The sequence below is a fragment of the Pigmentiphaga sp. NML030171 genome, assembly GCF_002188635.1.
Taxonomy (GTDB): Bacteria; Pseudomonadota; Gammaproteobacteria; order Burkholderiales; family Burkholderiaceae_B; genus Pigmentiphaga; species Pigmentiphaga daeguensis.
Map to the genome: position 1 here is coordinate 83,463 of NZ_NINX01000047.1, position 20,231 is coordinate 103,693.

17 protein-coding genes are annotated in these 20,231 nt (G+C 68.5%); 12 read left to right on the forward strand and 5 right to left on the reverse strand.

The features are described 5' to 3' along the window. Positions 1-12: 12 nt before the first annotated feature. Positions 13-1,674 (reverse strand): hypothetical protein, encoded by a 1,662-nt coding sequence (locus tag CDO46_RS24200; protein WP_140416912.1) that lies wholly within the window; start codon positions 1,672-1,674, stop codon positions 13-15. A 133-nt stretch (positions 1,675-1,807) separates the two neighbouring features. On the opposite strand from CDO46_RS24200, the gene CDO46_RS24205 reads away from it, so the two are divergent. Then, positions 1,808-3,553, forward strand: coding sequence for a hybrid sensor histidine kinase/response regulator (locus CDO46_RS24205; RefSeq protein WP_087841128.1), 1,746 nt, complete (start codon positions 1,808-1,810; stop codon positions 3,551-3,553). 14 nt (positions 3,554-3,567) lie between these two features. On the opposite strand, the gene CDO46_RS24210 is transcribed toward CDO46_RS24205, so the two are convergent. Both CDO46_RS24210 and CDO46_RS24215 read right to left on the reverse strand, forming a co-directional pair. Further along, positions 3,568-4,200, reverse strand: coding sequence for a response regulator transcription factor (locus CDO46_RS24210; protein ID WP_087841129.1), 633 nt, complete (start codon positions 4,198-4,200; stop codon positions 3,568-3,570). A 13-nt stretch (positions 4,201-4,213) separates the two neighbouring features. Then, entirely contained in the window at positions 4,214-5,062 is an 849-nt protein-coding gene (locus CDO46_RS24215; RefSeq protein ID WP_087841130.1) for an outer membrane protein assembly factor BamD, read from the reverse strand. Between the two features lie 89 nt (positions 5,063-5,151). Between CDO46_RS24215 and CDO46_RS24220 the strand changes: the two genes are divergently transcribed. Beyond that, positions 5,152-6,162, forward strand: coding sequence for an RluA family pseudouridine synthase (locus CDO46_RS24220; protein WP_087841131.1), 1,011 nt, complete (start codon positions 5,152-5,154; stop codon positions 6,160-6,162). After that, positions 6,159-6,914: a peptidoglycan editing factor PgeF gene (pgeF, locus tag CDO46_RS24225; RefSeq protein WP_087841132.1), complete on the forward strand. Its 756-nt coding sequence runs from the start codon at positions 6,159-6,161 to the stop codon at positions 6,912-6,914. The genes CDO46_RS24220 and pgeF overlap by 4 nt, the downstream gene beginning before the upstream one ends. 39 nt (positions 6,915-6,953) lie before the next feature. On the opposite strand, the gene CDO46_RS24230 is transcribed toward pgeF, so the two are convergent. Continuing rightward, on the reverse strand, positions 6,954-7,178 hold the full coding sequence (locus tag CDO46_RS24230; RefSeq protein WP_087841133.1) for a hypothetical protein: 225 nt from the start codon (positions 7,176-7,178) through the stop codon (positions 6,954-6,956). Positions 7,179-7,403: 225 nt separating this feature from the next. On the opposite strand from CDO46_RS24230, the gene phaC reads away from it, so the two are divergent. From phaC to rimO, 4 genes are all read left to right on the forward strand, one after another. After that, positions 7,404-9,035 carry a class I poly(R)-hydroxyalkanoic acid synthase gene (gene phaC / locus CDO46_RS24235; RefSeq protein WP_176400835.1) on the forward strand — a complete coding sequence of 544 codons (1,632 nt, stop codon included), beginning with the start codon at positions 7,404-7,406 and terminating at the stop codon, positions 9,033-9,035. Between the two features lie 64 nt (positions 9,036-9,099). Continuing rightward, complete coding sequence (gene phbB, locus CDO46_RS24240; RefSeq protein ID WP_087841134.1) at positions 9,100-9,837, forward strand: acetoacetyl-CoA reductase; 738 nt, start codon at positions 9,100-9,102, stop codon at positions 9,835-9,837. Positions 9,838-9,943: 106 nt separating this feature from the next. Beyond that, on the forward strand, positions 9,944-10,510 hold the full coding sequence (phaR, locus tag CDO46_RS24245; RefSeq protein WP_087841135.1) for a polyhydroxyalkanoate synthesis repressor PhaR: 567 nt from the start codon (positions 9,944-9,946) through the stop codon (positions 10,508-10,510). Positions 10,511-10,592: 82 nt separating this feature from the next. Further along, complete coding sequence (gene rimO, locus CDO46_RS24250; RefSeq protein WP_087841136.1) at positions 10,593-11,978, forward strand: 30S ribosomal protein S12 methylthiotransferase RimO; 1,386 nt, start codon at positions 10,593-10,595, stop codon at positions 11,976-11,978. A gap of 7 nt (positions 11,979-11,985) precedes the next feature. On the opposite strand, the gene CDO46_RS24255 is transcribed toward rimO, so the two are convergent. Then, the gene (locus tag CDO46_RS24255; RefSeq protein WP_176400836.1) at positions 11,986-12,750 is read right to left on the reverse strand and encodes an IclR family transcriptional regulator; all 765 of its coding nucleotides are present in this window, start codon (positions 12,748-12,750) and stop codon (positions 11,986-11,988) included. Between the two features lie 92 nt (positions 12,751-12,842). On the opposite strand from CDO46_RS24255, the gene CDO46_RS24260 reads away from it, so the two are divergent. The 5 genes from CDO46_RS24260 (at position 12,843) to CDO46_RS24280 (ending at position 20,224) form a co-directional block, all read left to right on the forward strand. After that, the gene (locus CDO46_RS24260) at positions 12,843-13,985 is read left to right on the forward strand and encodes an acyl-CoA dehydrogenase family protein (protein ID WP_165963381.1); all 1,143 of its coding nucleotides are present in this window, start codon (positions 12,843-12,845) and stop codon (positions 13,983-13,985) included. Continuing rightward, complete coding sequence (locus tag CDO46_RS24265; protein WP_087841139.1) at positions 13,982-15,364, forward strand: MmgE/PrpD family protein; 1,383 nt, start codon at positions 13,982-13,984, stop codon at positions 15,362-15,364. Before CDO46_RS24260 ends, CDO46_RS24265 begins: the two co-directional genes overlap by 4 nt. A 103-nt stretch (positions 15,365-15,467) precedes the next feature. Beyond that, positions 15,468-17,138, forward strand: a complete 1,671-nt coding sequence (locus tag CDO46_RS24270; protein ID WP_087841152.1) for a hydantoinase B/oxoprolinase family protein — start codon at positions 15,468-15,470, stop codon at positions 17,136-17,138. After that, positions 17,135-19,183, forward strand: coding sequence for a hydantoinase/oxoprolinase family protein (locus tag CDO46_RS24275; RefSeq protein ID WP_087841140.1), 2,049 nt, complete (start codon positions 17,135-17,137; stop codon positions 19,181-19,183). Before CDO46_RS24270 ends, CDO46_RS24275 begins: the two co-directional genes overlap by 4 nt. A gap of 60 nt (positions 19,184-19,243) precedes the next feature. Next, positions 19,244-20,224, forward strand: a complete 981-nt coding sequence (locus CDO46_RS24280; RefSeq protein WP_176400837.1) for a tripartite tricarboxylate transporter substrate binding protein — start codon at positions 19,244-19,246, stop codon at positions 20,222-20,224. Positions 20,225-20,231: the final 7 nt, after the last annotated feature.

Sequence of the window (20,231 nt, forward strand, 5' to 3'; positions counted from 1 at the left end):
GGCGATTCCTTGCTATCGGATGACGAGGCTCAGGCTGGAGCGTGGGGGAACCAGCAGCGTTTCGCGGTAGCTGCCCTGGACAAGGGGACGTACGAACGGAAAGAAGCCGTAGGGTTCCAGGTAGAGCGGCACGCGGCCGGGTAAGGTGTTGATGTCGGCATAGCGCGCGCCATCGAGCGGGATAAGGAAGACGTCCTGCCCGTGCCGCGCGGGATAGCCGAAGCCTGGGGGCGATGCCGCCGCGGGAAACAGCGCCGCGCTGGTCCCGAAGCGCCGCAGGAGGGCCGGGAAACCGTCGCCGCCGGCCTGCCGGAGGGAATGGTCGAGGATTTCGAACGAGTCGCTCGAACTGAAGTCGTGCAGCAGCGAAACCAGTAGATCGGCACCGTAGTGGCGCATCAGGAAGGCGGCCAGTGCATTGACCGTGCTGTAGCCATAGCAGGCCCGGTTCGGCAACGGGATCGGATACATGTCTCGCAGGTCGCAATTGAAGCCACCGCGTTGTCCCCAGGACAACCAGCTCTGGAACCGCGCCTCGGTATCGGAGGGCGCCGCGTCGTCGGGATGGTAGGCCAGCTCCTTCATTGCTTCCGCGACGGTTTCGTTCAGCCAGGAGTCGAGCTGGTCGTCATCGCCTGCGAGGATGCCTCGATAGAACCAGAATATGAGATGGGTGAGTTCGTGCGAGAAAGTCTGGATGGCATCGGTGTAGACGTCGTCGGGGGCGTAAATGCTCCGGGCGTGCATGTAGACCGCCAGCGCCTCGTTGGACTGCTGGATGTTCGGGAAGTCCGGGTAGTAGTGCCGCACGTAGGCGTCCGTGAAGTTGACATAGCCCAGGACCTCGAGCGGTTCCACGATCACCACGTTCAGGTCTTCATGGGCGCCGATGATGTTCTCGTAGGGGGTTTCCGCCCAGATCGGTCCCGCGATCCTCGTTATCCGGTCGTAGGTGGACCGGATACGCTCCTGCAATTGATCCAGCGCTTCGTCGGTAATGACGCCAGCAGCCGTGACCGCGTCCTCCACCCAGATGTTCAGCGCCCGGCGATCGGCGCCGTCGAGGCTGGAGCGCCGGCGCAGCGTGGTCGGGCGCGGGGCCCTGGCGTTGTCACCGCCGGAAAAATCGTTCACCCACCATTCCCGGGTGTCGCCCACCCGGTGGGATGCGGAGGCCGCCATCCGGGCCAGGGCCGGGCCGGAGGCGGTCTTCGCACGCGGGCGGGGCAAGGCGCGCAGGTCGTAGGGCGCATGGGGCCGCGGAAGACCCGCCCGGGCCGGAGCGGGTGCCGCCGCGCGCAGCAGGGCGGCCGTGCCGGTGTAGGGCGAGCGCAGGAACAGCTCCAGCGGCGGCAGCTTCTGCCGCGTGTCCGAGTGGTTCACGTAGGAAAGATGGACGTCCTTGCCCGGTATGCCGTCGATCCGGACGGACACTTCCACGCGGTCGTCGGTATCGTTGGTGTACTGCCAGACGCCCACGCCGGAGCCGGCATAGCGATGGGCGTCGATGGCGCCGCAGTGCGGCCCGCTGCAATCGACGGCCAGTCGCGGGCCGGTCTCGGGCGCAGGTGGCGCCGGCCCGGCGGCTTCTTCCCCTCCGCCGCAGGCGGCCACGGCCAGGATGGATAGCAGCGACAGCACGCGCAGGAGCCGGGCGCGGAGTCGTGGGGGCATGGGCGATACCTGTCGGGTGGGAAACGTGGCCGCCAGCGTAGCGGAAGGTCTTGCCGCGCGCATTGGTCCAAGGTCCAATGCCTGGCGATCCACTCCGTGATAGCGTTGTGCCAATTCCTGGAACACGAGCCCGATGTCCGCACCCAGCACGCCCCTTGCCGAGCAGCTCCAGGCCGAACAGGCGGCGATTCTGCGCCGCAACCTGCCGTTCTCGCTGTGCGGGGCGCTGCTGACGGTCGGCCTGGTGTGGGCGGCGATGCGCGAGGCGGTGCCCGCCTGGCAGATGCTGGCCTGGTTCCTGGCGCAAGCAGCCTGGACCCTGGTCCGCGCCTGGGGCGTGTCGAGGTACCGGCGGGGCGCGGGCGACGCGGGCGGCGTGGCGCGCTGGCGCCGGACCGCCATCGCCACGACCGGGGTGGCCGGATTGCTGTGGGGAATTCCCTTCGCCTACTGGATGCTGCACGTGGACCTGCCGCACCAGATGTTCCTGATCGTCGCGCTGCTGACGCTTGGCACGGGTGCGATCTACGCCTATTGCATCGACCTGCCGCTGCTCTACGCCTTCCAGGTGCCGTATTTTTCGCTACCTTTCATTGCCATCCTGACCATTCCGGGCACCATGCATACGGTGCTGGCGCTGGCGGCGGCGCTGTACCTGGCCGTCACCCTGGTGTTCGCGCAGCGCATGTCGCGCACGCAGATCGACTCGCTGCGCCTGCGCTTCGAGAACCTGTCCCTGGTCGAGAGCCTGCAACGCGAGAAAGAGGCGGCCGAGCGCAGCGACCTGGCCAAGTCGCGCTTCCTGGCCGCCGCCAGCCACGACCTGCGCCAACCGGTTCACGCGCTCAGCCTGTTCATTGGCGTGCTGAAGGAGCAGCCCTTGCCCGACGAGAGCCGGCGCCTGGTCGACAGCGTGGGGCGGGCCGCATCCGCGCTGGGAACGCTGTTCGAGGCGCTGCTGAACATCTCGCGCCTGGATGCGGGCGTGGTGCGCGTCAACCGGCGGACTTTCGCGCTGACGGCGCTGTTCGACCAATTGCTGCTGGAATTCACGCCCCAGGCCGATGCCAAGTCGCTGGTCCTGCGCGTGCGGCCCACGCGGGCGGTGGTCTATACCGATCCGGCGCTGCTCGACCGGATCCTGCGCAACCTGGTGGACAACGCCATCCGCAACACGCAGCGGGGCGGAGTGCTGCTGGCGTGCCGGCCCAGGCGGGGCGCCTGGCGCATCGAGGTCTGGGACACCGGGGCGGGCATTCCGGCCGCCGAGCAGGACAAGGTGTTCTGGGAGTTCCACCAGTTGAACAATCCCGAGCGCGACCGGGGCAAGGGGCTGGGCCTGGGGCTGGCCATCGTGCGGCGCACGGCCAAGCTGCTGGGGCATGCCGTGGGCCTGCGCTCGCGGCCGGGGCGCGGCAGCGTCTTCGCCATTACCGTGCCCCGCATGGCCGAACAGCATGCCGGCCAGCCGGAGGCGCCGCCGCCCGGTCATTCCGCCGGAGCGTTGAAGGGCCGGCTGGTATTCGTGGTCGACGACGACATCGAGAACCGGCAGGGACTGCAACTGCTGCTGGAGGCCTGGGGGTGCCGGGTCGTGGCCGGCGGCAGCGGCGAAGAGATCGTCCAGGCCGCCGCCCGGCGCAACGAGCGGCCGGACCTGATCATCAGCGACTACCGGCTGCGCAACCACGAGACGGGAATCGAGGTGATCGACGCGCTGCACGAAGAGTTCAACGACGAGAACATCCCGGCCATGCTGATCAGCGGAGATACCGATCCGCAGCGGCTGGCGGAAGCGGCGGCGCGCACCTGGCCGCTGATGCACAAGCCGGTCGAGCCCGCCGAGTTGCGGGAGGTCCTGGTACGGATGCTGGGCTAGGGCCCATTCCCGGTCTACCTGGGCTTGCCGAACAGGCCGGCGCGGCGCGCGGCCAGCACCGCCTGGGTGCGGTTGACCACGCCCAGCGCGGCGAAGATGGCCGAGATGTGGGCCTTGACGGTCTTCTCGGTCGTGGCCAGGCGTTCGGCGATTTCACTGTTGCGCAGCCCCTCGCACAGCAGGCACAGGACCTCGGTCTGGCGAGGCGTCAGGCGGCCGGGGGGCTGCTCGGACAGGACGGCCAGCGATGCCGGAAGGTTTTCCGGCGGCCGGACGACCTGACCGGCCAGCACGCGCTGCATGGCATCCAGCAACTGCCCGACGTCGGCGGACTTGTGCAGGAAGCCGTGGGCCCCCGCGGCCAGGGCCGCCTCGGCATCCTCGTGGTCCTCGGAGGCCGACAGCACCATGACCCGCAGGCCGGCGCCCGCGCGCCGGAGCTGGCGCACCAGCGCCGTGCCGCCGATGTCGGGCAGGTAGTAGTCCATCAGCGCGATGTCGGCCGTGGTGTCCTTGAGCAAGGCCAGGGCCTCGGCGCCGCCGACGGCGGTGCGCAGATGCAGCGAGGGGCCGGCCGCTTGCCGCAGGGCAAGCGCCAGCCCCTCCCGGAACATGGCGTGATCGTCGATCAGCAGGGCGCTGGCCACGGAAGCGATGCCGCTACCAGATCTTCCACCAGGGACCGCTGTCTTTCTGGAAGCCGCTCTTGACGAAGCTGCTGTCGGGATAGTTCATGCTCAGCACGCGCGAGGCGTCGTCGCGCAGGTCGGTCATGCCCATCTTGTCGTAGGCCAGCACCATGATGTAGAGCGCTTCCTCGACCGCGGGAGCACCCTGGAAGTCGCGCACCGCGGTCTGCGCGCGGTTGACGGCGGCCACGTAGGCGCCGCGCTCGAGATACAGGCGGGCGACGTGGACCTCGTTCATCGCGATGGAGTTGACGAGATAGTTCAGGCGCAGGCGGGCGTCGGGCGCGTACTTGCTGTCGGGGAAGCGCGCGACCAGGGCCTTGAAGGCGTCGAACGATTCGCGCGCGCCCTTGGGGTCGCGCTCGCTGGGGTCCTGGCGCGTCAGGCTGGCCAGGAAGGCGCTGTCCTGGTAGAAGTTGATCAAGCCCTTCAGGTAGAGCATGTAGTCCAGGCTGGGGTGGTTGGGGTGCAGGCGCTCGAAGCGGTCGATCGCGGCCAGCGCCTGGGCGTTGGAGCCATCCTTCCAGTAGACGTAGGCGATGTCGATCTGCGCCTGCTGGGCGAAGACGCCGAAGGGATAGCGCGATTCGAGTTTCTCCAGCAACTTGGCAGCCTGGGTCCAGTTGCCGGTATCCATCTCGTCCTTGGCCTCCTTGTACAATCTCTCGGCAGTCCAGCCCACCGTGGGGTCGGGTTCCTTGCCGGTATTGGCGCAGCCCGCCAGGATGAAAAAGGCCAGCAGGCAGGCCAGGGCCAGGCTCAGCCGCGCGACGAGGCGCTGCCGCCGGGCCGGGGCCGGATGCCCGCAGGCCGCTTGCATTGCCAGGGAATTCAACTGCATGGTGGTGTCCCTCACCAATAGACTATCCGTGATTATATTCGGGCTTCGCGGCCAGGCCCTCCAGAAACATGTCATCTTCGCTGCCGTCCCAAGATATCGAAAGCCAGGAAGCCGAGCCGCGCTTGCTGGACCTGCCTTCGGGCACCCGGGCCGATCGCCTGGACAAGGTCCTGGCGCAGCTGCTGCCCGAGCATTCCCGCAGCCGCCTGCAGGGCTGGATCGAGCGCGGCGGCGTGCTGGTCAACGGCAAGGCGGCCTCCGTGCGGCAGGTCGTCGGGCCGGGTGACCAGCTCACGGTCTGGGAGGAAGCGGCGCCCGAGTCGCTGGCCTTCACGCCGGAAGCCATCGATTTTCCGGTGGTGGCCGACAGCGCCGACTGGATCGTGGTCGACAAGCCCGTCGGCCTGGTCGTGCACCCGGGGGCGGGCAACTGGCACGGGACGCTGCTCAACGGCCTGCTGCACCGCTATCCCGAACTGGCCCAGGTGCCGCGCGCCGGCATCGTGCACCGGCTGGACAAGGATACCTCGGGGCTGATGGTCGTGGCACGCACCATTACGGCGCAAACCTCGCTGGTGCGGCAGTTGCAGGCCCGCACGGTGGGGCGGCGCTATCTCGCGCTGGTGTCGGGCCACGTGCGGCGCGGCGGCACCATCGATCGGCCCATCGGCCGGGACCCGCGCGTGCCGGTGCGCATGAGCGTGGAGCGGCCTATCGCCGCCAAGCCGGCCATCACTCATTTCGAACCCCTGCGCCTGGGCAGGGCGCCCGGCGGCATGCCGGTGACCGAGGTCGAATGCCGCCTCGAGACCGGCCGCACGCACCAGATACGGGTGCACATGGCCAGCATCGGCCATCCGCTCCTGGCCGACACGCTGTACGGCGGCAAGGCGGTGGCGCCCGCCGCGCGGCAGATGCTGCACGCGGCCAGGCTGCAGTTCGACGATCCGGTCCATGGCGGGCCCCGCGTTTTCCATGCGCCGGTGCCGGACGACATGCAGGCCGTCGTGCGCATCATCGCCTGGGAGGATGGCGAGGAGGACGCGGACGGCTACCTGGACGAGGAGGATGACGCATGACCGCCGCCCAGCCGTTCGTGCAGGAAGGCCCGGACTGGCCCGGGCTGCGCATCTTCGCCACCACCCGTGCCGGCGGCGTCAGCGCGGCGCCGTATGCTTCGTTCAACCTGGGCGCGCACGTGGGCGACGCCCCCGGGGCGGTGGCCGCAAACCGCGCGCGCCTGCGCGCGTTGTTGCCGTCCGATCCGCTGTGGCTGGACCAGGTCCATGGCACGCGGGTGGCCGACGCCGACCACGAAGCGGATCCCGCGCCGGCCGATGCCGCCGTCACGCGCGTCCAGGGCCGGGTGCTGGCCATCATGACGGCCGACTGCCTGCCTGTCGTGATCGCGGCGCCCGAGGCCCGCGTCCTGGCCGTGGCCCATGCCGGCTGGCGCGGACTGGCGGGCGGCGTGCTCGAGAATGCCGTCGCGGCGATGGGCGTGCCGCCGGACGCAGGCCTGAGGGCGTGGATAGGGCCGGCCATCGGTCCCCTGGCCTTCGAGGTCGGAGACGAGGTGCGGGGGGCTTTCGCGCGCGCGGCCGAACCGCCTGCGGGCGCCTTCGTCCCGACCGGCGGCCACGACGCGGCGGGCGCCCCCAAGTGGCTGGCCGACCTGCCGGCCCTGGCCGAGCAGCGGCTGCGTGCCGCGGGCGTGGCCACGGTCGTGCGCAGCAATCTCTGCACGGTGGCCGGCAACGACCGCTTCTACTCCTACCGCAAGGAGGGCGTCACCGGACGCTTCGCGACGCTGGCCTGGCTCGTTCCGTGACCGCCAGGCGCTCGGGGCGACGCTTGGTCGCCGGCGCCATCAGGGTTTCTCTTGATCAGGGTTTTCCGGGGTGTCGCACGCCGCTTCGCGCGCACGGCGCAGCCGCTTGCGCATGGGCGCGGTGAAGATGTACAGCAGGATCGCGACCGGCAGCAATCCGTAGAAAAGCAGGGTCGCGATACCCGCCAGAACCGTGGGCTGTGCCAGGGACATCAGCAGTGTCACGTAAAGCCAGCCGATGGCGACGAGGAAGGAAAAATGCATGGGTCGGCGAAGATGAAATATGAGTGAAACGCCGGTCCGACCGGCGCGCCGCGCAGGCATTGGCGCGGGTCTTGCGCGATTTGACAGCCGCAGGCGCGCTATGCACTATGGCATCTAGCGTAATCGAATCAGCAAGGTGTTCTAGTGAGTCAGTCCAGGCAGGATTCTACGAACCCCTTGGCGTGGCTGGAAGCATGGCAGCAGATGTTGAATCAGAAGGCCGACATGCCTGGGTCGTCGGCGCCTTCGAGTCGCATCCTGTCGGGCGGGCACGCCATGGCCCCCGAGAAGCTGCTGGAGATCCAGCAGGAGTTCGCGCAGGAATGGGCCGATCTCTGGCGGGCCGCCGGCGCGGGCGAACTCGAACCACTGACCGATCAGCGCTTCGCCGGTGAAGCCTGGAGCGCCAGCCCCGGGCATGCATTCCTGGCGCATGCCTACCTGCTGTCCGCGCGCACCATGCTCAAGATGGCCGACAGCGTCCAGGCGCCCGAACATGTCCTGAACCGGCTGCGCTTCGCCACCATGCAATGGGTCGAGGCCATGTCGCCCTCGAACTTCCTCGCGCTCAACCCCGACGCGCAGCGCCGCCTGCTCGAGTCCGGCGGCGAAAGCCTGCAGCAGGGCATCGCCAACCTGGTGTCGGACCTGCAGAAGGGGCGCATTTCCCATACGGACGAATCGTCGTTCGAGGTCGGGCGCAATCTTGCCACCACCGAGGGGTCGGTGGTGTTCGAGAACCGGCTGTTCCAACTGATCCAGTACAAGCCTCTCGGGCCCCGGGCCTACGCGCGTCCGCTGCTGATCGTGCCGCCCTGCATCAACAAGTTCTACATCCTGGACCTGCAGCCGCACAATTCCTTCGTGCGTTTCGCGCTCGAACAGGGCATGCAGGTCTTCATGGTGTCGTGGCGCAACCCGCTGGCCGTCGACGCGGATGGCGTGCAGCATGCGGACTGGGATGCCTACCTGCAGGAAGGCGTGCTCGAGGCGATCGGCGTCGTCTCGTCCATCTCGCGGCAGCCGCAGGTCAACGCGCTGGGATTCTGCGTGGGCGGCACGCTGCTGTCGTCGGCGCTGGCGGTGGCGAAGGCACGCGGCCAGGATCCGGTGGCCTCGCTCACGCTGCTCACGACGCTGCTGGATTTCGCCGACACCGGCGTGCTGGACGTCTTCATCGACGAAGCCCAGGTGCTGCTGCGCGAACAGCAGTTCGCCGCGGGCGGCGTGCTGGCGGCGCGCGAACTGGCGACCACCTTCGCCTTCCTGCGTCCGAACGACCTGGTCTGGAACTACGTCGTCAACAACTACCTGAAGGGGCAGGCGCCGTCGGCCTTCGACCTTCTGTACTGGAACGCCGACAGCACCAACCTGCCGGGACCGTTCTATGCCTGGTACCTGCGCAATACCTATCTCGAGAACAACCTGCGGGTGCCCGGCAAGGTGCGCGCGTGCGGCGTGGGGCTCGACCTGAGTTCCCTCGACATGCCGGCCTATGTGTACGGTTCTCGCGAGGACCACATCGTGCCCTGGACCTCGGCGTACGCCTCGACCGCGCTCCTGCGCGGGCCGATGCGTTTCGTGCTGGGGGCCTCGGGCCATATCGCCGGGGTCATCAATCCGGCTTCGCGCAACCGGCGCAGCTACTGGGTGCGCGAGGACGACAAGCTGCCGGCCGACGCCGCCGCCTGGATGGGCGAGGCGCGCGAAGTGCCGGGCAGCTGGTGGAACGACTGGGCAACCTGGATCAAGGAGCACGGAGGGCGCCAGGGCAAGGCGCCGGGCGCGCTGGGCAGCGCCGACCATCCCGTCATCGAACCCGCGCCGGGCAAGTACGTGCGGGTCAGGGCGGCATGACAAGAGACATGCGTATTCTGCGGGTCAAGCGGCGGTGGGTTCCGCCGTTTCATAAGGAGGCATCATGAGCGGAAAGATAGCGTACGTGACGGGCGGCATGGGCGGCATAGGCACCGTCATCTGCCAGCGGCTGGCCAAGGACGGGTTCACCGTCATCGCCGGCTGCGGGCCCAATCGCGACTCTCAGCAGTGGCTGAACGAACAATCGGCGCTCGGTTATACGTTCCACGCCTCCGTGGGCAACGTGGCGGACTGGGATTCGACCGTGGCCGCGTTCGCCAAGGTGCGAGAGGAGTTCGGGCCGGTCGACGTGCTGGTCAACAACGCGGGCATCACCCGTGACGGCCTCTTCCGCAAGATGACGCTGGAAGACTGGCGCGCCGTCATCGACACCAACCTCAACAGCCTGTTCAACGTCACCAAGCAGGTCATCGGCGACATGACCGAGCGCAAGTGGGGGCGCATCATCAACATCAGTTCGGTCAACGGCCAGAAAGGGCAGTTCGGCCAGACCAACTACTCGACCGCCAAGGCCGGCATCCACGGCTTCACGATGGCGCTGGCGCAGGAAGTCGCATCGAAGGGCGTGACGGTCAACACGGTTTCGCCCGGCTACATCGGTACCGACATGGTGCGTGCCATCCGCCCCGACGTGCTCCAGAGCATCGTCGACACCATCCCGGTGAAGCGCCTGGGCACGCCGGACGAGATCGGCTCCATCGTGGCTTGGCTGGCTTCGGACGACGCGGGATTCGCCACCGGCGCGGATTTCTCGCTGAACGGCGGCCTGCACATGGGGTAAGCCCCGATCCGGCCCGACGCGTTCCACGCCGGGTTGGACTAAACTTGATGGCTGGTGCGGTCGGCGGACCGCACCGGTTTCATACAAATCTAAGTTGGGGGCAAGCATGGCGCAGCAAGCCGGAGCCGGCAACGCGTTGCGGTTGATAAAAAAATATCCCAATCGCCGGTTATACGATACGCAGACCAGCACCTACATCACCTTGGCCGACGTCAAGCAGCTCGTGCTGGACAACGAGACGTTCGAGGTCGTCGATGCCAAGTCCGGCGAGGACCTGACCCGCAGCATCCTGCTGCAGATCATCCTGGAAGAGGAAACCGCCGGCGCGCCCATGTTCACGTCCACCATGCTGGCCCAGATCATCCGTTTCTACGGCCATGCCATGCAGGGCATCATGGGTTCGTACCTGGAGAAGAACATCCAGGCCTTCATGGAGATCCAGAACAAGCTGGGCGAGCAGTCCAAGGGCCTGTACGGCGGCCAGTTCGGCCCCGAGGCGTGGGCGCAGTTCATGAACGTCCAGACGCCGATGATCCAGAGCATGATGAGCAACTACATCGAGCAGAGCAAGAACCTGTTCGTGCAGATGCAGGACCAGATGCAGAACCAGACCCGGTCCATGTTCACCACGTTTCCCTTTACCTCCGCGTCCAAGGACGACGAGCGCAAGTAGCGCGGGGGCGGGCGCGCCGTAACCCGGTAAAATGCCCCCATTCCGCTAATTCCGGCCGCGAGTCGCGCTCGCGGTGCGCCCGATGTCCATCCATTCGTCCGATTCCCCGACCAACACCGCCATTCCCCGCGTGGCCTTCGCCAGCCTGGGCTGTCCGAAGGCAGCCTCGGATTCCGAGCAGATCCTGACCCAGCTGCGTGCCGAAGGCTACGAGACGTCCAAGACCTACGAGGACGCGGACCTGGTCATCGTCAACACCTGTGGCTTCATCGACGACGCGGTCAAGGAAAGCCTGGACACCATAGGCGAGGCCCTGCAGGCCAACGGCAAGGTCATTGTGACCGGCTGCCTGGGCGCCAAGAAGGAGGCCGATGGCGAAGGCGTGGTGCAGAAGATGCATCCCAAGGTCCTGGCCGTGACCGGGCCGCACGCCACCCACGAGGTCATGCAGGCGGTGCACCTGCACCTGCCCAAGCCCCACGATCCCTTCAGCGACCTGGTGCCGCCGCAGGGCGTGCGCCTGACGCCCAAGCACTACGCCTACCTGAAGATATCCGAGGGCTGCAACCACCGGTGCAGCTTCTGCATCATCCCGTCCATGCGCGGCGACCTGGTGTCGCGGCCCATCCACGAGGTCATGCGCGAGGCCGAGAACCTGGTCAAGGCCGGCGTCAAGGAAATCCTGGTCATTTCGCAGGACACCAGCGCCTACGGCGTGGACGTGAAGTACCGCACGGGCTTCGTCGACGGCCGGGCGGTGCGCACCCGCATGACCGAACTGGTGCGCGAGCTGTCCAGGCTGGGCGCCTGGATCCGCCTGCACTACGTGTATCCCTATCCGCACGTGGACGAGGTCCTGCCGCTGATGAACGAAGTCCACGAGAACGGCGGTCGCGTGCTGCCGTACCTGGACGTGCCGTTCCAGCATGCCAGCCAGCGCATCCTGAAGCTGATGAAGCGTCCGGCTTCGTCCGAACGCAACCTCGACCGCATCCGGGCCTGGCGCGCGGTCTGTCCGGACCTGACGATACGCAGCACCTTCATCGCCGGCTTCCCCGGCGAGACCGAGGCCGAGTTCGAGGAAATGCTGGACTTCCTGCGCGAGGCCGAGCTGGACCGCGTGGGCTGTTTCGCCTATTCACCGGTCGAGGGCGCGGCCGCCAACGAGCTGCCCGATCCCGTGCCCGACGAAGTCCGGCAGGAACGCCAGGCCCGCTTCATGCAGGTCCAGGAGGCCGTTTCCCGCAAGCGCCTGGCGCGCCGGGTCGGCAAGGTCATCAAGTGCATCGTCGACGAGGTGGGCCCCGAGGGCGGCGTCGCCCGTTCCATGGGCGATGCGCCCGACATCGACGGCAAGGTCTACGTGGCGCCGGTCGACAAGCCCTGGAAACGCTACAAGGTCGGGGACATCATTTCCGTGCGCATCGCCCGTTCCGACGATCACGATCTCTGGGGAAACATAGGGTAGCCCCGGTTCATCTCCTTATCAGCAGTGGCGCTAATTCGGCGGCCAGGCGCTTCAGGGTGGGAGCGACGGTGGCGGCGACGTGGGCGTCGGTGAACAGGGCGTCCGACGCGCCGCAGGTCAGCACCAGCGTACGGTGACGGTCGGCGGGCTGGACCGGGACGCCGATGGCGGTGAAGTTCTCCTGCGGATAGCGCATGAACACGGCGCCATGCCGCTGGTAGTCGTCCAGCGCCGCCCGCAGCCGGCCGGGACCTCCGCCGGCATCCCATCGTCCTTCCGCCTGCAGCCCGGCGATGATGCGTTCGCGTTCGGCCGGCGGCTGGGCCGCCAGGTAGGCCAGTCCCAGCGATGAATCGGTCAGGCCCACGGTCGAGCCTATGTGCAGCATCACGCGCCGCACCTGGGCGGGTTCGCAGCGCTGGATGACCACCATGCTGGCCTCGTGCCGCTCGGCCAGCAGCACCGTGGTGCCCAGGGCATCGGCGGCGGCCTTCATCAGCGGCACGGCATAGTCATTGATCCCGGTCTGCGCGACCACGGCGTAACCCAGCAGCAGGGCGGCCGCGCCCACGCGCAGCTTGTCGTTGGCCGTGGGCACCAGGTAGCCCAGAGCCGCGAGCGTCTTGCACAGCCGCCAGACGGTGGGCTGCGGCAGTCCGGTCAGCCGGGCGATTTCCGTGGTGCCCAGTTCGCCGCGCGCGGGCGTGAAGCAGCGCAGGACTTCCAGGCCCCGGGCCAGGGCGGTGACGAACAGCGGATCGGTTGCTTTCATGGCGCGAGCGGGCCTTGACACCCTTCGAGGTGAAGCCCAGAATAAATTCATAAAACGAATTATCAATTCATATAATGAATTATTCAAGTGCCATGCAGCAAGATTGCACGCCGGAACTGGCCGAAATGCGGCCGGCCATCCGCCGCTTCGTCGGCGAGCGGCTCGAGCCCCTGGCCCGCCAGATGGACCAGGACGGCCAATTGGCGCCGTCGGCATTGGCCGAAATGCGCCAGCAAGGCTATCTGGGCATGCGCTTGCCGGTCGAATACGGCGGGGGCGGATTCGACTTGGCCACCTATTGCCTGGTCATGGAGGAAGTGGCGCGTTCACACCGCGTTTTCACGGTCATGCTCGATTGCACCAGCGGCCTGACCCCGATCGCCATCGCGCGCCATGGGACGCCCCAGCAGCGCGACAAGTATGTCGCGCGGCTGGCCAGCGGCGAATGGCTGGGCAGCTTCGCGCTGACCGAGCCCGAAGCGGGGTCGGACGCGGCCGCCTTGCGCACCACGGCGGAAAAAAGGGCGGGGGGCTGGGTGATCAACGGGCTGAAGCAGTTCATCAGCGCCGCGCACCGCGCACAGGTGGTCATGGTCCTGGCCGTGACCGATACGGCGCGGCGCGCGCGGGGCGGCATCACGGCCTTCCTGGTGGACCGGGGCACGCCGGGCATGTGCATCGCGCGGGTGGACAAGACCATCGGCTCCGACCCCATCGAGCTGGCCGAGATCCGCTTCGACGATTGCTTCGTGCCGGACGAGGCGGTGCTGGGCGAGGTGGGCGGCGGATTCCGCATCGCCATGGGGTCGCTGGCCAGCGGCCGCATGGGCGTATCGGCCGCGTGCATAGGCACGGCCGATCGGCTGCTGGAGGAAGCGGTGGCCTACGCCAAGGGCCGCGTCACTTTCGGCCAGCCGCTGGCCGACCGGCAGGCCATCCAGTGGATGCTGGCGGATTCGGCCACCGAGCTGGCGCTGGCGCGATCGCTGGCCTACGACACCATGCGGCGTATCGATGCCGGCCAGGACGCGGGCACGGCCACCAGCATGGTCAAGCTGTTCTGTTCCGAGATGGTGGGACGCGTTGCCGACCGCACGGTGCAGATACTGGGCGGCTCGGGGCTGATCCGCGGCGTGCCGGTCGAGCGCTTCTATCGCGACGTGCGGCACTACCGCATCGGCGAAGGCGCGTCCGAGATCCAGCGCATGCTGATCGCCCGGGCCCTGCTGAAATGAGGGCCCGCCCGCCGGACACCGATCAGGGCAGCCGGCCGTTGGCGCGGCGCCTGGCGGCATTCGCGCTGGGATTGCGGCGCGCGGACCTGTCGCCGGCGCGGCGCGAGAAGGTCGCGTTGATCCTGGCGGATTTCCTGGGGTGCGTGCTGGCCGGATCCAGTTTGCCCGAGGCCGGTTCGGCTTTCGTGCTGGCGCAGCCCGGCGCGGTGCGGATTCCCGGCGCGCCGGCGGGCCTGAGCCCGGAATCGGCGGCCATCGCGATGAGCGCCATGGGTTCGCTGCTGCAATGGCACGACGGCTACGGCAATGGCGGCAACCATCCGTGCAACACCATCATCCCGGCCGTCTGGTCCATGCGCGAGGGCCGGACCATGGAAGCGGTCCACATGGCCATCGCGGTCGGCTACGAAGTCGCGAACCGGCTGGCGGCCAGCGCGCATCCGGCCCTGACGCTGGCCGGGCTGGCGCCGACCTCGTGTACGGGCGCGATCGGCGCGACCGCCGCCCTGGGACGCCTGCTGGAGCTGGACGAAGACACCCTGGCGCGCGCGCTCGGCAACGCCGCCTTCTCGTTTCCCGCGGCGGCGCTGCGCGGCCTGACCGAACACGGCTCGGCGGTGCCGCTGCATGGCGGCCTGGCGGCGCGCTGCGCCATCGAGTCGGTGAAGCTGGCGCGCGCCGGCCTGGGGTCGGGCGGCCGCATCTTCGAGGGCGGCGCCGATCCGGGCGTCCTGGACGTTCTGCGCAGCCGGGGGCTCGCGCAGGATCCGGCAACCTGGCGGGGCGAGACGCTGGACGGCGTGTACTTCAAGCCCATGCCCGCCTGCCGCCACGCCCAGCCGGCCATCGACGCCATCCAGTCCATCTGGAGCGACGGGCCGGTGGCTGCTCGCGAGATCGAACGCGTGGACGTGCATACCTATCCGGTGGCGCTGCGCTTCGGGCAGGCCCCGGGCGCGGCGCACGAGCTCTACGATCGGCTGATGAGCGTGGTATGGGCCGTGGCCAGCGCGCTGTGCCATGGCCGGTACGACTTGTCGAACGTGCGCCGGCCCGCCGTCGAACCGGGCGTGCTCGGCCTGTATCCGCGCATCCACCTGCATGTCGACGAATCGTACGCGGCGCTGTATCCGCGCTACCTGCCGGCGCGGGTCGAGATCGCGCTGCACGGAGGCGGCCGCCGCGCGGGCACTTGCATGATGGAGTACGGCACGCCGTCCGAGCACGGTCCTTATTCGCCCGGTGGCACGCACATGCCGCCGTTGGACAGGACGGGAGTGGAACGCAAGTTCCTCCAGTTGGCGGGCACCGTGCTGGACGATGGCCAGGCCCGCGCGTTGTGGCTGGAGGCGAGGGCGGTGGCGGACTTGAGCGGGTAGGCGAGGGCTGGGGTGCGGGATGCCGTTTTCCTAATTGTCCTATTGACAGAACAATAGATCATAAATAAAGTCCCCCGGAGTATCCTGAATGCAAGAGGGCAGCATGTCGGAAGTCAAGCTGGACCCGGTCACCCTGGCCGTCCTGAAAGGCCGGCTGGAGCAGATCGCCGATGAGATGGACGCCACGCTCTACCGCAGTGCGTTCAATCCCATCATTGCCGAGGCCCACGATGCCTGCCACGGGATCTACGACGGTGCGACCGGCGATACCCTGGTACAGGGCAAATCGGGGCTGCCGGTGTTCGTCGGGGCGATGGCGTTCGCGGTGCGGGCGGCGGTCCAGGCGGCGCAGCCGCTGGGCGGCATGCGCGAAGGCGAGGTCTGGCTGTTCAACGATCCCTACGAAGGCGGCACGCACGCCAATGATTTCAAGCTGGTCAAGCCCTTCTTCCTGGAAGGCCGGCTGGTCTGTTTCCTGGCCTCGGCCGCGCATTGGCACGACGTGGGCGGCAACGTTCCCGGCAACTACAACCCGGCGGCTACCGAGTGCTGGCAAGAGGCGGTCCAGATCCCGCCGGTGCGCATCGTGCAGCAAGGGGAAGTGAATCCCGACGTGCTGGCCATCCTGCGCGCCAATACGCGCATGCCCGACAGCCTGTGGGGCGACCTGAACGGGCAGCTCGCGGCGCTGGAACTGGGCGAGCGGCGCCTGGCCGAGCTGTTCGCGGCCTATGGCGAGGCGCGGGTGACGGGCGCCATGGGCGCGCTGCGCGAACGGGCGCGCAGGCTGATGCGGGCGCACATCGCGTCGCTGCCCGATGGCCGCTATGCATTCGAGGATTATCTGGACAACGACGGCATCCGCGACGACATGCTGCGCGTCGCGCTGGACATGACGGTGGAAGGCGAGCGGCTGGTGCTGGATTTCTCGCGCACCTCGGGCCCCTGCGCGGGGGCGGTCAACATTTCGCGCGCCACCGCGGTAGCGGCGTGCTATGTCGCGCTCAAGCACCTCTTTCCCGACGTGCCGGCCAATGCCGGCGTGCTGGATGCGGTCGAGTTCGTGATGCCCGAGGGCCTGTTGATCACGGCGCAGCGGCCGCGGCCGGTCGGCGGCTACACCGAGACCATCCTGCGCATGATAGACGTGGTCTTCAGCGCGGCGGCGCAGGCCGATCCGGCGCGCGCCGTGGCGCAGGCCTACGGCACGATCAACGCGCTGTCCATAGCGGGGCTGCGCAGCGACGAAGGGCGCCGGGGCCAGCGCTGGGTGATGTTCAGCTTCTTCGGCGGCGGCCACGGCGGCCATGCCGGCGGCGATGGCCTGAGCCACGGCAACGCGCCCATTTCCACGGCCACGATACCGCCGCTGGAGATCATCGAGGCCGCGTATCCGGTGCGCTTCACGCAGTGGTCGCTGCGGCCCGATTCGGGCGGGGCCGGCACGCACCGGGGCGGCCTGGGCGCGGTCTACGAGATCGAACTGCTGGAGCAGTCGGCGCAGGCTTTCATCTTCGGCGAGCGCGGCAAGTCCGCGCCCAAGGGCATCGCGGGCGGCGGCAACGGCGCGTTGAACCGGTTCAGCTATTGCGTGGACGGCCAGTGGCGGACCCCGCCCATGGTGTCGAAGATGATGGGGATACCGCTCTCGCGCGGGGACAGGGTCAGGCTGGAGACCCCGGGCGGGGGCGGCTATGGCGATCCCGCGCGGCGCAGCGGCGCCGCCGTGGAGCGCGACCGGGCCATGGGCTATGTGACGGAGGGTGGGCAGTGAGCGGGCAGCAGCGGGTCGTCGGCGTCGACGTGGGCGGAACATTCACCGACCTGTTCGTGCTGGACGAGGCGGACCAGTCGGTGGCGGTGGTCAAGGTCCCCTCCACGCGAGGCGAGGAAGCGGTCGGCTTCATGAACGGCATCGCGCGGCTGGACGATGCCGCCGGCGGCGCGGCCGGCATCGCCACCATCATCCATGGCACCACCGTGGGCACCAATGCGCTGCTCGAGCGCAAGGCCGCGCGCACGGGTTTGATCACCACGCGCGGCTTCGCCGACGTGCTCGAGATGCGGCGGCGCGACCGGCCGCATACCTGGGGACTGCGCGGAGAATACCTGCCTCCCATCTCGCGCGACCTGCGCAAGGAAGTGGACGAGCGCGTGCTGGCCGACGGTTCCATCCACACCGAAGTGGACCTGGACCAGGTCGAGGCCTGCGTGCGCGAACTGCTGGCGCAGGGCTGCGAGGCGGTCTGCGTCTTCTTCATCAACACCTATGCCAACCCGGCCAACGAGGCGGCGGCGGTGGCGCGCGTGCGCGAACTGTGGCCCAACGACTGCGTGACCTCGTCGGCCGAGGTCCTGCCCGAGATCCGCGAGTTCGAGCGTGTCTCCACGGCCAGCCTCAACGCGGCATTGCAACCCGTCGTGGGCGGCTACCTGCGGCGGCTGGAAGGCGACCTGCGCGAACGCGGCTTCGGCGGGCAACTGATGATCGTGCAAAGCAACGGCGGAGTGATGTCGCGGCAGACCGCCTGCGAGCTGCCCGTGCGCACGACGCTGTCGGGCCCCGCGGCGGGGGTCATCGCCTGCGCCGCGATCGCGCGCGCGGCCGGCCATCCTGACGTGATGACCGGGGACATGGGCGGAACCTCGTTCGACGTCTCGCTGGTGGTGGACGGGCGGGTGGCGCTGGCCGAGCAGACCAGCATCGCCTTCGGCATGGTCGTGCGCTCGCCCATGATACAGATCGAGACCATAGGCGCCGGCGGCGGGTCGATCGCCAAGGTGGATGCCGGCGGCATGCTGCAGGTGGGACCCGAGTCGGCGGGCAGCCGGCCCGGGCCGGCCTGCTACGGGCACGGCAATCCCTATCCCACGGTCACCGACGCCAACCTGCTGCTGGGCCGCATCGACGCCGCGTGGCCGCTGGGCGGAGGCCTTCTGGGCACGCTGGACGCGGAACTGGCGCGCGCCGCCATCCGCGCCCACGTCGCCGAGCCGCTGGGCCTGGACGTGCTGGAGGCGGCCGAGGCCATCCTGACCGTGGCCAATGCCAAGATGGCGGGCGCTTTGCGCCTGGTGTCCATCGAGAAGGGACACGACCCGCGCCGGTTCGCCTACATGCCCTTCGGCGGAGGAGGCGGGCTGCACGTGTGCGCGATGATGCGCGAGACGGGCGTGGAGACGGGCATCGTGCCGCGCTATCCCGGCGTGACCTCGGCGCTGGGCTGCGTGATGGCCGACCTGCGCCACGATGCGGTGCGGACCATCAACCGCGGCCTGCACGAGGTGGATTTCGAGACCCTGCGCGCGCTGGTCGGGGAGTTCCGCGAGCGCTGCGACGTGCACCTGGCCTCGGCCGGCGTGGCCATCGCCTCGGTGCGCGAGGAACTCTTCCTGGACATGCTCTACCAGGGCCAGACCCATACCGTGATGGTGCCGGTCCAGGCCGACCACCTGCACGCCGGGGCCGTGGCCGCCGCGTTCGAGGCCGCGTATCGCGCCGAGTTCGGGCGGCTGTTGCCGGGCATTGCCGTGCGCATCATGAACCTGCGCTACGCGCGGATCGGCGTGCGGCCCAAATTCGACCTGCGCCTGCTGGCACCTCCGGCCGATGCGCGGCCCAGGCCGGCCGACACGCAACGTGTGCACGTGAACGGCGCGTGGATGGACGTGCCGCGCCATGCGCGCCTGGAGCTGCCCGCGGGCACGCGAGTCGAGGGGCCGGCCATCCTGGAGCAGCCCGATACCACCGTATGGCTGGAGCCGGGCTTCTCGGCCACGACGGACGACCACGGCAATCTGATCCTGAAACCGGTTTGATCCGGGCGGGATGGCCCGCCCGGCATGCGATGCAGTCCCGTAGACGATGAGGTAGGCGAAATGAGATCCCGCATCAAGCTTCGTGAGTACCTGGCCATCCTGTGCGCCGCGCTGGCGGCCGGCGTGCCGGCCGCGGTCCGTGCGCAGGACTATCCGTCGCGCCCGGTCATGATGGTCAACACCTGGGCGCCCGGCGGCCCGTCCGACGCCATCATCCGGCCGCTGCTGGAAAAGTTCTCGCAGAAGTTTGGCCAGCCCTTCGTGCTGGAGAACCGCAGCGGCGCCAACGGCAGCATAGGCACCAGCTACGTGGCGCGGTCCAGGAACGACGGCTATACGCTGCTGTTCGCCAACGTCGGGCCGATCGCCATCAGTCCCTGGCTGCCCGACAAGCCCAGCTACGATTCGATCAAGGACTTCCAGCCCATCGGCCAGATCGTGTCGGGCTCCACGGTGCTGGTGGTGGCGCCATCGTTCCCGGCCTCGAACATGCGCGAATTCATCGACTACGCGAAGAAGCATCCCGGCAAGATCACCTATGGGTCGGTGGGCATAGGAAGCAGCACGCACGTGGCGGGCGCCACGCTGGCCAAGATGGCCGGCATCCAGATGGTCCACGCGCCTTACCGGGGGTCTTCGCAGATCCAGGTCGACATCATGTCCGGCCAGATCCAGTCCGCCTTCGTGAGCCTGGGCGGCGCGCTGGAACTGATCCGCGCGGGCAAGCTCAAGGCGATCGCGGTCAGCACCCAGTCGCGCTCGTCGGTGCTGCCCGACGTGCCGGCCGTGTCCGAGACCGTGCCGGGCTTCGACTTCAATGTCTGGTACGGGCTGATGGCGCCCGCAGGCACGCCCAGGGACGTGGTGCAGGCCCTGGCCGATGCGCTGAAGGAAGCGATGGCGATGCCCGACATCAGGAACCGGCTGCTGGCCAGCGGCCTGGACCCGCATCCGACCGGCCCGGCCGAGTTCGCCAGGAAGATCGAGCAGGACCTGGCGGCCTGGAAGCAGGCGGTCGCCAACGCCAACCTGACGCCGTAATCGAGGA

Coding starts and splice junctions, on each gene's coding strand:
- CDO46_RS24200 (WP_140416912.1), bottom strand. CDS start 1,674: ATGCCCCCACGACTCCGCGCCCGGCTCCTGCGCGTGCTGTCGCTGCTA.
- CDO46_RS24205 (WP_087841128.1), top strand. CDS start 1,808: ATGTCCGCACCCAGCACGCCCCTTGCCGAGCAGCTCCAGGCCGAACAG.
- CDO46_RS24230 (WP_087841133.1), bottom strand. CDS start 7,178: ATGCATTTTTCCTTCCTCGTCGCCATCGGCTGGCTTTACGTGACACTG.
- phbB (WP_087841134.1), top strand. CDS start 9,100: ATGAGCGGAAAGATAGCGTACGTGACGGGCGGCATGGGCGGCATAGGC.
- pgeF (WP_087841132.1), top strand. CDS start 6,159: ATGACCGCCGCCCAGCCGTTCGTGCAGGAAGGCCCGGACTGGCCCGGG.
- CDO46_RS24265 (WP_087841139.1), top strand. CDS start 13,982: ATGAGGGCCCGCCCGCCGGACACCGATCAGGGCAGCCGGCCGTTGGCG.
- CDO46_RS24270 (WP_087841152.1), top strand. CDS start 15,468: ATGTCGGAAGTCAAGCTGGACCCGGTCACCCTGGCCGTCCTGAAAGGC.
- CDO46_RS24220 (WP_087841131.1), top strand. CDS start 5,152: ATGTCATCTTCGCTGCCGTCCCAAGATATCGAAAGCCAGGAAGCCGAG.
- rimO (WP_087841136.1), top strand. CDS start 10,593: ATGTCCATCCATTCGTCCGATTCCCCGACCAACACCGCCATTCCCCGC.
- CDO46_RS24260 (WP_165963381.1), top strand. CDS start 12,843: ATGCAGCAAGATTGCACGCCGGAACTGGCCGAAATGCGGCCGGCCATC.
- phaR (WP_087841135.1), top strand. CDS start 9,944: ATGGCGCAGCAAGCCGGAGCCGGCAACGCGTTGCGGTTGATAAAAAAA.
- CDO46_RS24280 (WP_176400837.1), top strand. CDS start 19,244: ATGAGATCCCGCATCAAGCTTCGTGAGTACCTGGCCATCCTGTGCGCC.
- phaC (WP_176400835.1), top strand. CDS start 7,404: ATGCCTGGGTCGTCGGCGCCTTCGAGTCGCATCCTGTCGGGCGGGCAC.
- CDO46_RS24255 (WP_176400836.1), bottom strand. CDS start 12,750: ATGAAAGCAACCGATCCGCTGTTCGTCACCGCCCTGGCCCGGGGCCTG.
- CDO46_RS24215 (WP_087841130.1), bottom strand. CDS start 5,062: ATGCAAGCGGCCTGCGGGCATCCGGCCCCGGCCCGGCGGCAGCGCCTC.